The sequence below is a fragment of the Mumia quercus genome, from assembly GCF_025506335.1.
GTDB lineage: Bacteria > Actinomycetota > Actinomycetes > Propionibacteriales > Nocardioidaceae > Mumia > Mumia quercus.
The window spans coordinates 466,160-481,173 of sequence record NZ_JANZYO010000005.1 but is presented as its reverse complement, the minus strand read 5'-3'; the positions used below and the strand labels follow the sequence as shown (position 1 = coordinate 481,173).

General features: G+C 73.6%; 13 protein-coding genes. 5 read left to right on the top strand and 8 right to left on the bottom strand.

Annotated features, from left to right (window positions below; all coding sequences use genetic code 11):
- Nucleotides 1-39: 39 nt before the first annotated feature.
- On the bottom strand, nt 40-762 hold the full coding sequence (locus NYZ95_RS14435) for a queuosine precursor transporter (protein ID WP_262852004.1): 723 nt from the start codon (nt 760-762) through the stop codon (nt 40-42).
- Nucleotides 759-2,012 (bottom strand): geranylgeranyl reductase family protein, encoded by a 1,254-nt coding sequence (locus NYZ95_RS14430; RefSeq protein ID WP_262852003.1) that lies wholly within the window; start codon nt 2,010-2,012, stop codon nt 759-761. The genes NYZ95_RS14435 and NYZ95_RS14430 overlap by 4 nt, the downstream gene beginning before the upstream one ends.
- 177 nt (nt 2,013-2,189) lie before the next feature.
- On the opposite strand from NYZ95_RS14430, the gene NYZ95_RS14425 reads away from it, so the two are divergent.
- From NYZ95_RS14425 to NYZ95_RS14410, 4 genes are read left to right on the top strand one after another with little or no spacing between them, the layout of a single operon-like run.
- Nucleotides 2,190-3,728, top strand: a complete 1,539-nt coding sequence (locus NYZ95_RS14425) for an ATP-dependent DNA ligase (RefSeq protein WP_262852002.1) — start codon at nt 2,190-2,192, stop codon at nt 3,726-3,728.
- A gap of 40 nt (nt 3,729-3,768) precedes the next feature.
- Complete coding sequence (locus NYZ95_RS14420) at nt 3,769-4,182, top strand: MmcQ/YjbR family DNA-binding protein (protein WP_262852001.1); 414 nt, start codon at nt 3,769-3,771, stop codon at nt 4,180-4,182.
- Between the two features lie 57 nt (nt 4,183-4,239).
- The gene (locus NYZ95_RS14415) at nt 4,240-4,734 is read left to right on the top strand and encodes a hypothetical protein (protein ID WP_262852000.1); all 495 of its coding nucleotides are present in this window, start codon (nt 4,240-4,242) and stop codon (nt 4,732-4,734) included.
- Nucleotides 4,724-5,524 (top strand): hypothetical protein, encoded by an 801-nt coding sequence (locus tag NYZ95_RS14410; protein WP_262851999.1) that lies wholly within the window; start codon nt 4,724-4,726, stop codon nt 5,522-5,524. The genes NYZ95_RS14415 and NYZ95_RS14410 overlap by 11 nt, the downstream gene beginning before the upstream one ends.
- Nucleotides 5,525-5,540: 16 nt before the next feature.
- Here NYZ95_RS14410 and NYZ95_RS20165 read toward each other — a convergent pair whose 3' ends face one another.
- Together NYZ95_RS20165 and NYZ95_RS14395 are read right to left on the bottom strand one after the other, a co-directional pair.
- Nucleotides 5,541-8,363, bottom strand: a complete 2,823-nt coding sequence (locus NYZ95_RS20165) for a helix-turn-helix transcriptional regulator (RefSeq protein ID WP_279307703.1) — start codon at nt 8,361-8,363, stop codon at nt 5,541-5,543.
- A gap of 59 nt (nt 8,364-8,422) precedes the next feature.
- Entirely contained in the window at nt 8,423-9,301 is an 879-nt protein-coding gene (locus NYZ95_RS14395; protein ID WP_262851998.1) for a sulfurtransferase, read from the bottom strand.
- 24 nt (nt 9,302-9,325) lie between these two features.
- Between NYZ95_RS14395 and NYZ95_RS14390 the strand changes: the two genes are divergently transcribed.
- Nucleotides 9,326-9,982, top strand: a complete 657-nt coding sequence (locus tag NYZ95_RS14390; RefSeq protein WP_262851997.1) for a thymidine kinase — start codon at nt 9,326-9,328, stop codon at nt 9,980-9,982.
- Nucleotides 9,983-10,069: 87 nt separating this feature from the next.
- Here NYZ95_RS14390 and NYZ95_RS14385 read toward each other — a convergent pair whose 3' ends face one another.
- The 4 genes from NYZ95_RS14385 to NYZ95_RS14370 form a co-directional block, all read right to left on the bottom strand.
- Nucleotides 10,070-11,434, bottom strand: coding sequence for an adenylate/guanylate cyclase domain-containing protein (locus NYZ95_RS14385; RefSeq protein ID WP_262851996.1), 1,365 nt, complete (start codon nt 11,432-11,434; stop codon nt 10,070-10,072).
- Nucleotides 11,427-13,151, bottom strand: coding sequence for an NAD(P)/FAD-dependent oxidoreductase (locus tag NYZ95_RS14380; protein WP_262851995.1), 1,725 nt, complete (start codon nt 13,149-13,151; stop codon nt 11,427-11,429). The genes NYZ95_RS14385 and NYZ95_RS14380 overlap by 8 nt, the downstream gene beginning before the upstream one ends.
- Nucleotides 13,152-13,221: 70 nt before the next feature.
- Nucleotides 13,222-14,352: an alkaline phosphatase family protein gene (locus tag NYZ95_RS14375; RefSeq protein WP_262851994.1), complete on the bottom strand. Its 1,131-nt coding sequence runs from the start codon at nt 14,350-14,352 to the stop codon at nt 13,222-13,224.
- Complete coding sequence (locus NYZ95_RS14370) at nt 14,346-14,978, bottom strand: DUF5998 family protein (protein ID WP_262851993.1); 633 nt, start codon at nt 14,976-14,978, stop codon at nt 14,346-14,348. Before NYZ95_RS14370 ends, NYZ95_RS14375 begins: the two co-directional genes overlap by 7 nt.
- Nucleotides 14,979-15,014 lie beyond the last annotated feature (36 nt).

Here is a 15,014-nt window from a genome sequence, read left to right as displayed (position 1 = left end):
TGGAGAACTGCCCGAATCGGGGACGGGACGGGGACTCGGTCAGTACGTGGGCTCGCGGGACTTGAGCCAGCGGATCACGAGCATCGTCACCGGCATCACGACGAGCTCCACGCCGACCTTGTAGACGAAGCCGACGACGGCGTAGTTCCAGAACTGGCCCCACGTCGTGATCCCGATGACCGAGGCGGCGATCGCGCAGAAGATCAGCGTGTCCGCGAGCTCCCCGACGCCGGTCGAGGTCGCCAGCCGCGCGAAGAGGCCACGCTCGGCCGTCCGCGCCTTCATCCGCACCAGCACGACGCTGTTGAGGAGCTGGCCGACGACGTAGCCCGCCAGGCTCGCCAGCACGATCTGCGGGACGAATCCGAGCACCGCCTCGTACGCCGCCTGGTTCTCGTAGAACGACGCGCCAGGCGCCCGCTGGACGACCCAGAACGTCACCGACGCCAGCACCGCCATCGCGAAGCCGGTGATGATCGCGCGGCGCGCCGCCCGGAACCCGTACACCTCCGAGATCACGTCACCCAGGACGTACGCGAGGGGGAACAGGAACGCCCCGCCGTCGGTGATGACCGGCCAGACCTGCACCCCGCCGAGCGTCCACGAGCCCGTGCCGATCTCGATGCCCTTGGTGGCCACGATGTTGGAGACGACCAGCACCACGCAGAACGCGGCGAGGATGACGTCGTAGTGCGTCGAGCCGCGAGAGGCGTAACGGACGGCGCCGTCGCGTACGGGCGCGGCTCCCCTCTGGGCGCTCACGCGAACGGGGTCCGGCGGTCGAGCCGCAGCGACAGGCGTCCCGCCCATCGCCACAGCCGCGCGACGGCGTCACGGTCCTCGTCGGTCACGAGGTTGCCCATGAGGCGCAGCGCGATCGTCATCAGCGTGTACGACCGCATGCCGACCGGGCCTGCCGTCGTCACGAGGCCCGGCACGGTGAGCAGCCCGGCGAGACGGCGCGCGATCGAGAACGCCTCCCCGTAGTGGGTGCGCAGCTCCTCCGGCCACGCGGTGGCGAGGTCCGCGCCGGACGCGAGCTGCTCCGCGACCAGCCGGCCGGTCTCCAGGCCGTAGTCGATGCCCTCGCCGTTGAGCGGGTTGACGCAACCGGCCGCGTCGCCGATCAGCGCCCAGTTCGCCCCGGCGACACCCGAGACCGCGCCGCCCATCGGCAGGAGCGCCGACGTCGGGGCGCGCAGCTCGTCGGCCAGCTCCCACTCCGTACGACGCTGGCGGGCGTAGTGCTCCATCAGCGGGCGCAGCTGCACGTTCGCCGGACGCTTGGACGTGGCGAGCGTGCCGACGCCGAGGTTCACCTCGCCGTCGGCCAGCGGGAAGATCCAGCCGTAGCCGCTCAGGACCGCACCGGCCTCGTCGCGCAGCTCGAGGTGGCTGGAGATCCAGGGGTCGTCGCTGCGCGCCGACTTCACGTAGGAGCGCGCGGCCACGCCGTACGCGGTCTCGCGGTGCCACTCGCGACCGAGCACGCGGCCGAGGGGCGAGCGGACGCCGTCGGCGACGACGACACGGTCGGCAGTCACCGAGTGCGGCCCGTGGGCCGTCTTGAAGACCACCTCGCGGACGCGCGCGCCGTCGCGGACCACGTCCACCGCGCGGGTGCCGTCGAGCGGGGTCGCGCCCGCGTCGAGGGCGGCGGCGCGGATGTGCGCGTCGAGCTCGGTGCGCGGGACCGCGGAGCCGTGGTCGGGCAGCGAGCCGCCGGGCCACGGAAGCATCAGAGTCTGACCGAACCCGGCCGCGCGCAGACCGCGGTTGATGCCGTGGCGGCGCACCCACGGGCCGAGGTCGAGCCGGTCGAGCTCGGCGATCGCACGGGGGGTGAGGCCGTCGCCGCAGGTCTTGTCGCGGGGGAAGTACGCCGCGTCCGCCAGGACCACGTCCAGCCCGTGCCGCGCCGCCCATGCCGCGGCCGCGGAGCCCGCAGGACCGGCGCCGACGACGAGGACGTCCGTACGCGTGGGGAGGGCGGTGGCGGGTTCGGGACTCACGGTGTCGATTGTGTCATCCGGGTGCGCGGCACCGTCCGCCTGGCGCGGGGCGGGGCGCGAGGCGGGGCGGGCGGGCGGTGAGCCTGGTCCCACCGAGCGGCGCGCGGTGGGACCTGGCTCACCGCCGGGGCGTCGGACGGCCTGCTGGTGTCGGTGGGTCGCAGCACAATGGGCGGCATGCTCCTGTCGGATGTCGTCGCCACGTCCCGCGCGGTCGCCTCCACGCGGTCTCGCCTCGCGAAGCGTGCCGAGATCGCCGCGCTCCTGCGCCGTACGGACCCTGCCGTGCTGGAGATCGTGGTGACCTACCTGTCCGGCGAGCTGCGGCAGCGCCGTACGGGCCTCGGCTGGGCCTCCCTGCGCGACATGCCGACGCCTGCGTCCGAGCCGACGCTGAGCGTGGAGGAGGTCGACGCGGCGTTCGAGACGATGGCAGGGTTGTCGGGCCCGGGGTCGCAGACGGCGCGTGCCGAGACCGCGCACGACCTGTTCGCGCGGGCGACTGCCGACGAGCAGCGCTTCCTCGCCGGGCTCGTCTCCGGCGACGTCCGGCAGGGCGCGTTGGACTCGGTCGTCCTCGACGCGGTCGCGGAGGCCGCTGACGTGCCGGCTGCTGCGGTCCGGCGAGCCGCGATGCTGCAGGGCGCGAGCGCGCCGGTCGCCGTCGCCGCGCTGGCTGGCGGTGTCGAAGCCCTGACCGCGGTGACGCTCGAGCCGGGTCGCGCCGTACGCCCGATGCTGGCGTCCTCGGCGCCCGACGTCGCCGCCGCGCTCGACAAGGTCGGTCCTGCGCTGCCGGCCTCGGTCGACACCAAGCTCGACGGCATCCGCATCCAGGTCCACCGGGTCGGCGACGACGTCCGCGTCTACACGCGCAGTCTCGACGACATCACGGAGCGGGTGCCGCAGATCGCCGACACCGTACGCGGGCTCGCCGCCGATCCGCTCGTCCTCGACGGCGAGGCGCTCATCGTGGAGCGCGACGGGCGGCCCGCCCCGTTCCAGGACATCGCTTCGCTCGGTGCGACCCACCCCCGCGACACCGCTCCCGACCTGCGCTCCGGCGACGACGTACGGGTGCTGTCGCCGGTGTTCTTCGACGTGCTGCACGCCGACGGCGACGACCTGCTCGACCGACCGCTGCGCGAGCGCCTCGACGTGCTGGAGCGGATCGCACCGGGACTCGGCGTGCCGCGGCTGCACACCGCCGACCAGGACGAGGCGCAGGAGTTCTTCGCCGAGGCCGTGCGGTCGGGCTACGAGGGCGTGGTCGTGAAGTCGCTCGACGCCCCGTACGAGGCGGGGCGCCGGGGCGCGGCGTGGGTGAAGGTGAAGCCCCGCCACACCCTCGACCTCGTCGTCCTCGCCGTCGAGTGGGGCTCGGGTCGCCGCAAGGGCTGGCTCAGCAACATCCACCTGGGCGCGCGCGACCCCGAGGGTGGGTTCGTGATGCTCGGCAAGACCTTCAAGGGCATGACGGACGAGATGCTCGCCTGGCAGACCGAGCGGTTCACCGAGCTGGCCGACGGCCCGACCGACCGCCACGTCGTCCCCCTCCGGCCGGAGCAGGTCGTCGAGATCGCCTTCGACGGGGTGCAGCGCTCGCCGCGCTACCCCGGCGGGGTAGCGCTGCGGTTCGCGCGGGTGCTGCGCTACCGCGACGACAAGACGCCGGACGAGGCCGACACGATCGACGCCGTACGCGCACTGGGCTGACGCGGCGCGCAGGCTCGCCGCGGGCTCTTAGGCTGGGGTGATGGCACGGTCCCGGAAGGCACGCGAGTCCGACATCGAGGAGATCGCACTCGCCCTCCCCCGCACGACGAAGGTGCCGGGCTGGGGCGGACTCCCGTCGTACCAGGTCAGCCGGAAGTTCTTCGTCGGCTACCGCACACCCCGCCCGGACGCCCTCGACCCCGACACCGGCGAGCGGCTCACGGACGTGGTGGTGTTCCGGGTGCCCGACGAGGGTGACAAGGTCGCGCTCGTCAGCGGCGACGGTCCGTGGTTCACGACCGACCACTTCAACGGCTACAACGCGGTGCTGCTGCGGCTCGCGCACCTCGGGCGGGTCTCCCGCGCCGAGCTCGCCGAGGTGATCGAGGACGCCTGGTGCTCCCAGGCACCCAAGACTGTCGTCGCGCGCTGGCAGGACGCATCCACCGACTGACCGTACGAGCACTCCAGTGGGCAGACGAGAACGTCGTTCCGCCCCTACAGTTCGGCCGTGGACCTCGACCTCGAGACTCGGCGGGCCCTGCACCGCCGCGCGTGGACGCTCCTGGGCTCGCTCGCCGCCAGTGTGACCGCGGTGGTGTGGTGGGTCGCCTCCGGCGTCGGCAGCGCGCCCGACCCGATCCCGGTCTGGCTGGCCCTCGTGGTCCTTGGATGCGTCGTCCCGCTCGCCGGTCCGCAGGTGCCCGTCCAGGCGGTCCGGCCGCTGCTCCGCAGCCACGAAGCGGGGACGGCCGTGGTGGTCCACGGGAGCCACTCGCCCGTCAGGCCTCCGAAGGCGCTGATGCTGCGCATCGGGGACGACTACTACGTGTGGAGCGCCCACCTTCCGTGGGGCACCGCGCCCCGCGCAGGCGACGTGCTCACGCTCCACGGCGACGTTCGCGACGGCGGGTGGGTGCTCGCGCTCGATGCCGCGCACGGGGCGAGCTACCCGAAGCGGCGGCTGAGACTCCAGGAAGCGCCCGTGGTCAGCCATGACGGCTGAGAAGGAGGTCCGCACCGCGTTCGCCGCCCGCGTCACCGGCCTCGTCCTGGCCGGCGTCCTCGTGACCGGTGCCACCGCCTTCTGGGTCTTCGGCCCGTTCGACATCGACAACGACCTGCGCCACGCGCGCCGGCTCGTGTCCACGCAGGAGCACCAGAGGGCCGTCGTCGTCGACAGCGAAGACGTCCCGTCGGAGGAGTACGAGGACCTCGGCTCGGCCATCGCCGTCGTACGACTCCCCGACGGCTCCCACGCCGACCTCTGGACGACGGACACCGGCTTCGCCGCTATTTTCGGCGGGCCGGACGAAGGCGAACGCCTGACCGTCGTGGTGGACCCCGACAACCCGACCTGGGCCGCGAGCGTCGCCGATGCCGAGGCGTCCGTGCTCTCGCACGCGCGCTACCTGTTCGTCAGTCTCGTCCTGCACATCGGAGGCATCCTCGCGATCGCGGGCGGGCTCCTGACGCTCGGAAGGGCGATGCCGTTCCGCGCGTACCGCTCCCTGCGCCGCCCTCGTGACCACGTCCGCGCCGAGGTGGTCGCAGTCATGTGGGCGGCCCGGCGCGCGAAGGAGCGCGTCACCCTGCGCCTCCGCGTCGGCGAGGACGACTACAGCTGGGACGCGACTCTCCCCGCAGGATGCGTCCCCTACGTCGGCGGCTTCCTCGACCTGCACGGCGACGTGCGCGACGGCGGCTGGGTGATGGCGCCCGACCCCGAGCACGGAGTCGCGTTCCCGCGAGCCAGGCTCCGCAAGTGGGGCGCGCAGCCGTCGACCCGCTCCTGACACCCTGCGGAGTGACTCACTCCCCCGATGCGCCCGAGCGCGCCCTCACCGCAGCCTCCGTACGGCTGGAGACCCCGAGCTTGCGCAGGATCGCTGAGACGTGGACGGACGCGGTCTTACGGCTGATGAAGAGCCGCTCACCGATCTCCCCGTTCGACAAACCTTCGGCCACCAGGGCCAGCACCTGCCGCTCGCGCTCCGTGAGCTCGTCAGGGTCGCCACGCCTGCCGACCGCGTCGAGCCCTCCGCTCTCGAGCACGGCCTCCGCCTGCTGCACCACGAGCCCGGCACCGATCGCGCGCCCGGCCTCGACGGCCTGCGTCAACCGCTCCCTCGCACCGGCGCGGTCGCCTTCGGCCAGCAGCGTCTCGCCGTCGCGCAGCAACGCGTACGGGCGCAGGTGGGCGGGTCCCGGCGCCTCGGCGACCGCCGACCACGACCCCTCACCGAGCTCGGCGGCGAAGGTGCCGCCCCATGCGGGGAAGGTGGGCCACGACGCACACTCCCGCGCGATCGCACGGTACGGCGCGAGGTCGGGCGCCGCGCCCCCGTCCTCGCGGCGGAGGGCGGCGATCGCGCGCGCTGCGACCGCGACGACCGGAAGCTCGTCGCCAGGGCTGCGGTCCTGACCTGGGCGCAGCAGGATGTCGGAGGCGAGCCGAAGGGCCTCCGCAGGATCACCCCGCAGCAGCGCCATCTCACCCAGCGTCGCCGCGACCCGCGTCCGGACCTGCTGCTCGAGCCTCCCGAACCGCTCCCACCCGGCAAGCTTCGCCCGGGCGACCGCCTCGGACGCGTCCACATCGCCCCGCCACATCTGGAGCCACGCCCAGCGCTCGCGCAGGTACATCGCGAACATGCTGTCCGCGACGAGCGGGATCGCCCGCTCGTACCAGGCTGCGGCCTCCTCCCACCGGCCCAGCCCGATCATCGCCTCGGCGGCGTTGCCCTCGAGCATCGCGTCGGTGCTCCACCCGGACCCGAGAGCACGCGAACGCCGTGCACCCTCTGACGCGAGACCCAGCGCGGTCTCGAACTCGCCGCGCAAGAGGTGGCAGTGGGAGGCGTTCACGCAGTAGCGCGACAACGCCTTCCAGTCGTCCCCGGCCAGGTCGCGGGCGCGTTCGAGGTCGTCCAGTCCCTCGACGTCCCCGCGCGACACGCGGCAGACGCCGCGCATGTTGAGCGCCAGCGACGCGCTGGACGTCGCCCCCGCAGCGGTTGCCGTCTCGAAGCACTCGGTCGCGCTCACGATCGCCTCGCGGGTGCGGCCATCGAGCATCCCGTCTCGTGTCTTCGTGACGAGCAGGAGGGCCCGCACCTCGTCGTTCTCGCCCGGACGCACCAGGGCGAGCGCCCGCTCGAGGAACGCGCGCCCCTCGGTGCTGCCGGCCTGCGCGGCGATCACCGCCGCGTTGTCGAGCGCCCGGGCCAGGCCGTCGGTGTCGTCGGGGGGCCACTCGGCCAGCGCCTGCTGGCACAGCGCGAGCGCACGGTCGAGGCGCGTCGTCGACCGTACGGACTCGGCGACGCCGATCAGGAGCTGGTGGTGGGAGACGCCGGCGGCCTCCTCGGCGTCCGGGACCATCTCCCAGAGGTCGAGCGCGCGCTCGCCGAGGGTCGCGGCGGTCGTCCAGGACCCGGCACGGTCGGCTGCTTCCTGGCCCTGGACGGCGGCCGCCAGCGCACGGTCGAGGACCCGCGCACGCCACCAGTGCTCCGCGATCTCGGAGAGGCGCGCGACGGTCGTGGGGTACGACTCGAGGGCGTTCGCGTACGCCGAGTGCAGGCGCCGACGCTCACCCGGAAGTAGCTCGGAGAGCACCGCCTCCTGGACCAGGGCGTGCCGGAAGGCGTAGCCGTCCTCGTCGCCCTCGAGCACCGCGGCTGCCACGGCCTCGCGTGCCGCGCCCTCGGCCGCGACCACGGCGTCGGGCCCGAGGGCGTCGGCCAGGAGGTCGTACGAGGCGCGCGAGCCGGCAGCGGCCACCTGCCGGCAGAACTCCTGCGCATCCGGCGACAGGCGGGAGTACCGCAGGAGCAGCAGGTCGCGAAGCGAGTCGGGGAGGTCGATGCCGAGGAAGCCGACGAGCTCCTCGACGTAGAACGGGACGCCCTCGCTGCGGTCGATGAGATCGGCGAGGCCCGGCCCGACGTCATCGTCTCCGAGCAGCGCCGCGGCGAGCTGGGCGACCTCGCCCTCGTCGAGGCGCGGGACGTCGAGCCGCGCCACGAGCCGTCCGCGCTCGAGCTCGGCCAGCATCGACCGCAACGGGTGGCCCCGGCCCACGTCGTCGCTGCGGTAGCTCGCCACGAGCAGCAACGAGCTCCCCTGCGGCATCCGGGCGAGGCGGTCGACCGTCGCCCGGGTGGCGTCGTCGGCCCAGTGGAGGTCCTCGACGACCACCACGAGCGGCCGGCGCTCTGCCACTGACGCCAGCAGCCCCGCCACGACCTCCGGCAGCCGCCCCGGGCTCGCCTCCGCACGCACGTCGATCAGGCGAGGTGCCACCAGGCCGAGCGCGTCGGCGCTGGGCCCGGCCTCGTCGAGCGTACGGTCGGCTCCGAGCGCACCGACGACGTCGCGGACCAGGCCTTCGAGGGCCGCGTACGGCAGCGGGCCGGACCCTGAGTCGGCACACGCACCGGAGACCACGAGCGCGTCGCCGCGCTCGCGGACCTCGGCGACGAACTCGCGGAGCAGCCGGCTCTTGCCGATGCCGGCCTCGCCGGCGACCACGAGGGAACGCGCGGCGCCCCGGCGCGCCTCCGCGTACGCCTCGCGCAGAGCGGCGAGCTCTGGGGCGCGGCCGACCAACGGTGCACGGACGTGAGCCATGATCTCATCGTGCCGTACGTCGCGGACAGGACCGGCGCGCACGGCTCGCCGGCCTCGTCCTAGGTGGCGTCGGAGTCCCCGGTCGCCACCGGCCGCTCGGGGTCGCTGACCCACTCGCTCCACGACCCCGCGTACAGCGCGGCGTCGACCTCGGTCATGCGCAGGGCGAGCACCTCGTGCGCGGCAGTCACGCCGGAGCCGCAGTAGACGGCGACGTCCGCCCCCGGGACCGCCCCGACCGCGGCGAACCGCTCGGAGAGAGCCGCCACCGGCTTCCAACGGCCGGAGGCGTCGACGTTCTCGGCGGTCGGCGCGCTGCGGGCTCCCGGGACGTGGCCTGCCACCGGGTCGATCGGCTCGACCTCGCCGCGGAACCGTTCTCTCGCCCGGGCATCCAGCAGCACCGCCTCACGCCCGGCGCGGGCCGCCCCCTCGGCGTCGACGAGCCGCAGGTGGCCGGGATCGGCCTCGAAGTCGCCTTCGGCAGGCGCCGGCGACTCGTACGACACCGGCAGCCCGGCCTCGCTCCACGCCGCCCAGCCTCCGTCGAGGAGTCGTACGTCCGGGTGGCCGTGGTAGGTGAGCAACCACCACGCCCGAGCCGCCGCCGTACCGTCCGCCCCGTCGTACACCACGACGGGCTGGTCACGACGGACCCCGGCAGCGCGCATCGCCGCCGCGAACCGCTCGGGGTCGGGGAGCGGGTGCCTCCCCCGCCCGTTCCCGGGCGGGTCCGCCAGGTCGGTGTCCATGTCGACGAACACCGCCCCCGGCACGTGGCCTTCCTCGTACGCGGCGCGTCCGGGCGGTCCACCGAGGCGGTAGCGCACGTCGAGCAGCGTCACCGGCCCCGCCCTGAGGAGCTCGTCGAGCGCGGCGACGGTGACCAACGGCTCAGGACTCGGGGGCCGGTTCGGCTCGGCGATGGGGGCAGGCATGTGCACACGGTAGCCTCGTCCCTCGTGGCGAGCTTGCTCTTCTTCACCGGGACGATGGACAGCGGGAAGTCCACGCTGGCCCTCCAGACCAACCACAACCACGCGGCGCGTGGCAGGGTCGGCCGCATCTTCACCAGCCACGACCGCGCCGGCGGCGGGCGGCTCTCGAGCCGGCTCGGCCTGTGGACCGAGGCGCACGAGGTCGACGCCGACTTCGACTTCTGGAACCACATCGTCAGCTCGCTGACCGCGGGCGGCCGGATCGACTACCTGATCTGCGACGAGGCCCAGTTCTACACGTCGGCGCAGGTGGAGGCGCTGGCGCGGATCGCCGACGAGCTGCAGATCGACGTCTTCGCCTTCGGGATCCTCACCGACTTCCGCGCGCGCCTCTTCGAGGGCTCGGCGCGGCTCGTCGAGCTGGCCGACCGCATCCAGCCGCTGCAGGTCGAGGCCCTGTGCTGGTGCGGCAAGCGGGCCACCCACAACGCCCGTACGGAGAACGGCGTCATGGTCACCGAGGGCGACCAGATCGTCGTCGGCGACGTCGACGATCCCGGCCTGCCGGCGCCCACCGTCGGGTACGAGGTGCTGTGCCGCCAGCACCACCGTCGGCGCATGACGACCGCGCGAGCGCGCGCCGTCACCACGCTCAACGACCCCCTGCCGTTCAACGGCTGACCGTTCCGTCGGCGATTCGGGCAGTTCCCCACCGGTCGCACCGTGCCGGACGTGGACAACTGCCCGAATCGGGGACGGGGCTGACCGTCAGCCGACCGAGAGCAGCCGGAAGACCTCGACCGGCTCCGCCTTGCCCTTGAGCGTCAGCGGGCCCAGCGGATCCACCCGGGCGTCCGGCAGCAGCGCGAGAGTCGCCGCGCTCACCGCGACGCCTCCGGCCGGCGCCTGGCCCTCGATGCGGGACGCCGTGTTGACGGTGTCCCCGATGACGGTGTGGGTACGCCCGCCGGTGGTGCCGAGCACGCTCACCGACGCCGGACCGGAGTTGACCCCGACCCGGAACCGTGGCCAGTCCGGGTGCTCCTGCACGACGCGGGCGGTGGCCTCCTGCAGCGCCAGGCCGGCGAGCGCGGCCCGCCGCGCATGGTCCGGCTGGTCGCCCCGGCGGTTGAACGTGACCATCAGCGCGTCGCCGATGATCCGGTCGACGTCGCCGCCGTACCGTCCGACCACGGGCGGGACCGCCACCTCGAAGTACGCGTTGAGCATCTGCGTCACCTCGTGCGGCGCGTGCGCCTCCGAGAACGCGGTGAACCCCTGGAGGTCGGCGAAGAGGATGCTCATCTCCCGCTCCCCCGCCCGCGTCTCGTCGAGGTAGAGCCCGGCGAATCGCTCCTCGTGCCACTGCCGCCGTGCGGTCAGCGCCACGAGCAGGACCGCGGCGAGCATGAGCACGTGCCACTCCCACCACGAGAGGTGCCAGCTGCGCGAGAACGCCACCGCGACCGCCGCCTCGGCGAGCAGCACGAACGCCGACGCGACCGCGAGCGGGAGCGCCGCGCCCCGGACCCGCCAGAGCCGCAGGTACCTCCACGCCGCCACGGCGTACCCGACGACCGCGGCCCCGGCGCACGCCGCCAGGACGCCGTCGACCTGCTCCGGCACCACGCCATCGTCGAGCGGCCACACCCGGACGAGCGAGAGCGCCGCCCATCCCACGACCACCACGACGACCGCGACGCGCAGCAGCCGGGCCCGCGCCACCACGGCGACGTCGCGCTCCCCACCGAGGTCGCGCGCCGACCACACCGCGAACACCGCGCCCAGCGCGAGACCGACCGGGGTCGCGAGCACGAACCCGGCGTTCGGTGCCGACAGCAGCACGCCCGGGGTCGCGAGGGCGTGCAGGCCGAGGAACGCCGCGGTCACGAAGAACGCGTACGAGGCCAGCAGCACCCGAGCGTCGCCACGCTGCAGGGCCGCCACCCCCATCGCGTACGCCACGAGCGCACCGACGACGGCCGCGGCCAGCACCAGCCAGAAGTGCGCCGGGTGGTCCTCCCACGCGACGTCGATCTCCGGTCGCCACAGCAGGAGGGCGAGACCGGCCAACGGGATCGCGAGCGCGACGGCGACGAGGCCCGCGCCGGCGCGTCCGTGCGTCTCACGCATCGTCGGCCGCCAGGCACTCGTGGACCTGCGAGACCACGACCGAGCCTTCGCCGACCGCCGCAGCGACCCGTTTGACGGAGCTGCTGCGGAGGTCGCCGACGACGAACACGCCCGGCATCGAGGTCTCGTACGGGCGTGGGGGGCGCTCGCGGGGCCACGCGCCGGAGGCTGCGGCGTCCGCCCCGGCGAGGACGAAGCCGCGAGAGTCGCGGCGTACGCCGTCGGGCAACCAGTCCGTACGCGGCTGGGCGCCGATCATCACGAACAGGCCGTCGGTGCGCAGCGGCTCCGAGTCCAGGCCGGTACGCCGGTCGCGGAGCACCACGTGCTCGAGCCAGCCGTCGCCGCCCCCGCCCACGATCTCGACGCTCGTGCGCACCTCCACCGTGTCGTCGGCCGCGATGGCGTCGACGAGGTACTGCGACATCCCCGACTCCAGCGTCTCCGCGCGGACGGCGAGGGTGACCTTCTCGCAGTAGCGGGCGAGGTGCAGCACGGCCTGCCCGGCAGAGTTGCCGCCCCCGACCACGACCGCCCGCCGTCCGGCCATCGCGTGCGCCTCGGAGACGCTCGCCCCGTAGAACACCCCGGCCCCGCTGAGCGCCTCGAGCGCGGCGACGCCGAGACGCCGGTACGAGACGCCGCTGGCCAGCACGACCGCCCGGGCGGTGACGGTGCCGAGACCGGCGATGTCCACCTCGAAGCCCTTGTCCCGCGGACGCAGGCCGACGACCTCGCGCATCAGAAGCACGGTCGCCCCGAAGACCCACGCCTGCTGGTAGCCGCGCTGCGCGAGCTCCGCGCCGGTGATGCCGCGCGAGAAGCCGAGGTAGTTGCGGATGAGCGAGCTCGACCCCGCCTGGCCGCCGATGGCCTCGCGCTCGACGAGGAGGGTCCGCAGGCCCTCCGACGACCCGTAGACCGACGCAGCGAGACCGGCCGGCCCCGCTCCGACGACGAGCAGGTCGAAAGCCCGGTCGCGGTCGTCGAGAGACGTCCGGACTCCCCACGCCTCCGCGATCTCGACGTCGCTGGGGTCCTTGAGGATCGGGGCACCCCGGATCGCCGGCATCGTGACCAGCACGTCGACGGCCTCCAGGTCGTGCCCGCGGGCGCGCACCGCACGCTCGACCCGGTCCGCGAGGTCGGTCCCCCGCTCGCGGAAGGCGTGCGGGACACCGTTGCGGACCAGGAGGCTGCGTACCTGCGCCGCGCGCGCCGAGCTGCGCCCCGCGACGACGACCACCTCTCGCATCGTGGTCGCGTCGCTGCGCGACCACTCCTGCACGAACTCCGCGACCGTGCGGTGGAACAGCTCGTCACGCTCGGTCCAGGGCTTGAGGACGTAATAGCTGACGTCGCCGACCGCCACCGCGGACAGGATCGTGCGCGCGATCTCCCTGCTCTTCCAGTCGCCCCACTCGACGAGGAGCGCGCGCCGGGCGTCGGGGTGCAGCGCCCGCGCCGTCGTCAGGACGGTGTCGCGCTCGTCGGGCTCGAGCGCGTGGTCGACGAGGACGACGGCCACCGGGGCCGTACCGTCGTGGGCCCGCTCCAGCGTGCGTACGGCCTCGGCCGCGGTCAGCTCCCCACGGACGCGGAAGCCGTCGCCGAAGGCGCGCTGCAGCTCTCCCTCGAGCCGCTCGAGAGAAACCGGGTCACGATCGACCGCGAGGAGCAGGGGACGCGCGGCGCCTCGCGTGTGGGCGTGGGCCATCCTTCGACGCTAGTGACCAGGCGGATCCCTCGCCCAGGCGTTTTCACGGGCGAGTCGTCAGGGTCGAGCCTCACATGTCGACGAGCAGGGGGACGCGCACCTCGGCCGGGGTCACCGACCCGTGGAAGCCCGACATCTTCAGCTCGATCGCGAAGTGGCGCGAGGAGAACACACCGAAGTCGCCGAGCGAGGCCACGAGGACGTCCCCGATCCGGGGGCGTACGGAGTCCTGGATCTGCCCGAACCAGCCCGCGGCCTCCGCCTCCTCGCGCGTCACCACCAGCGCCCGGTCACCGAGCCGGTCGCGCCAGCGCTGGGCGACCTCGGGGGCCGCACCTGCCCGGGTGTAGAGGTGGCGGAAGCGCGCCTCGCCGGCGAAGACCACGACGTCGGTGAGCATGGCGGGCTCGGCCTCGACGTCGAACCTGCCACCCTTGGGCAGGTCGAGCATGCCGTGGTCCGCGGTCACCAGCAGCGCCGTGCCCGGAGCGAGCGCGTCGCGCAGGTCGGCCAGGTCGCGGTCGATACCGCGCAGCCGGTCGCGCCACTCCGGGGAGGTGCACCCCTTCTCGTGGCCGGTGTGGTCGAGGGTCGACTCGTACGTGTAGACGAGCGAGGTGGGTGTCGCCTCCGACGTCTCGACGACCACGTCCAGCCGCTCGTACACCGAGCTGATCGGATGGAAGGGCACCCCGCCCTGGCTGCACACCGTCAGCCCCGAGCCTTCGAACTCCGCCTTGTTGACGGCGGAGGTGGGGATGCCGGCGGCGTCGACCCGCTCGAACATCGTCGGGTACGGCTGCCACTCGGCGGGGTCGACCTCCGGGTCCCAGCGGAGCGAGTTCATGACGCGGTCGGTGCCGGGGATGCGGCTGGTGTAGCCGACGACGCCGTGCGTGCCGGGGGCGAGCCCGGTGCCGAGCGAGGTGAGGCTCGTCGCCGTGGTCGAGGGGAGACCGCAGAGCAGCGGCTCCCGGTCGACGAGCGAGCTCAGGTACGGCGCGATGTCGGCGTGCTCGCGCAGCAGGTCGTAGCCGAGGCCGTCGACGAGGACCACGACGTAGCGCGCGGCGTCGGGCAGGCCGAGCGTGTCAGCCCAGCTCGGGACGCCCATCGCGGCGGCGACGCTGGGCAGGACCGACGTGAGGCTCCGGCCGCTGTAGTCGGTCGTGGGCAGCGGCGTCCCAGTGGCCGTCACCACCGTGGACGGCTCGTCGCCGCAGACAGCTCCCGAGAGAACGACAGAAGACGTTGCACGGCCGCACCACCGTCGGCGGCGGCGCTCACCCGAAGCGAGAAGTCGTCGGCGGTGGCCGAGCCGGTGTAGCCGTGATCGGCCTCGCAGCTGGGGTCCGAGCAGCCCGCCGGCTCGAGGTCGAGACGCCGCACGGCACCCCAGCCGATCGTCAGGACGACCTCGGCGGTGTCACGCGCGGACACCGCGCCGACGGCGGTGGCCATCGGGACGGTACGGGTGACGACCACGGAGTCCACCGTCCGCAGCGGCACGGCCTCAGTGGTCGTCGACGTGTACGGCTCGGGCAGGACGTCGTCGGCCGAGTGCTCGTCGGTGTGCGCGAGGACCAGGCGCGACGGCGTCAGCGTGAGGACCGTCATGTGCCGGCGGACCTCCTCGCGGTCGAACGTCGGCTCGTGGTGGAGCACGTAGGCCAGCACGGGCTCGCCCGCGAGCGCGTCGTCGATGCCGGCCGTGACCACCTGGGGGTAGTAGCCGGTCGTCTCGATGTCGGCGGTCAGCTCTGCGGTACGGTCGCGCAGCTGCTCGCCGCTCTCGGCGCGTTGCGGCGAGGGGTGTCGGTTGGCCATGCCTCCCAGTCTCCCACTGTCGTCCGAACGGTGTGA

What these genes read in the sequence shown, in the direction of transcription:
- NYZ95_RS14370 (WP_262851993.1), bottom strand. Translation starts at nt 14,978, where the DNA reads ATGGCCAACCGACACCCCTCGCCGCAACGCGCCGAGAGCGGCGAGCAG.
- NYZ95_RS14385 (WP_262851996.1), bottom strand. Translation starts at nt 11,434, where the DNA reads ATGCGTGAGACGCACGGACGCGCCGGCGCGGGCCTCGTCGCCGTCGCG.
- NYZ95_RS14425 (WP_262852002.1), top strand. Translation starts at nt 2,190, where the DNA reads ATGCTCCTGTCGGATGTCGTCGCCACGTCCCGCGCGGTCGCCTCCACG.
- NYZ95_RS14395 (WP_262851998.1), bottom strand. Translation starts at nt 9,301, where the DNA reads ATGCCTGCCCCCATCGCCGAGCCGAACCGGCCCCCGAGTCCTGAGCCG.
- NYZ95_RS20165 (WP_279307703.1), bottom strand. Translation starts at nt 8,363, where the DNA reads ATGGCTCACGTCCGTGCACCGTTGGTCGGCCGCGCCCCAGAGCTCGCC.
- NYZ95_RS14410 (WP_262851999.1), top strand. Translation starts at nt 4,724, where the DNA reads ATGACGGCTGAGAAGGAGGTCCGCACCGCGTTCGCCGCCCGCGTCACC.
- NYZ95_RS14380 (WP_262851995.1), bottom strand. Translation starts at nt 13,151, where the DNA reads ATGGCCCACGCCCACACGCGAGGCGCCGCGCGTCCCCTGCTCCTCGCG.
- NYZ95_RS14420 (WP_262852001.1), top strand. Translation starts at nt 3,769, where the DNA reads ATGGCACGGTCCCGGAAGGCACGCGAGTCCGACATCGAGGAGATCGCA.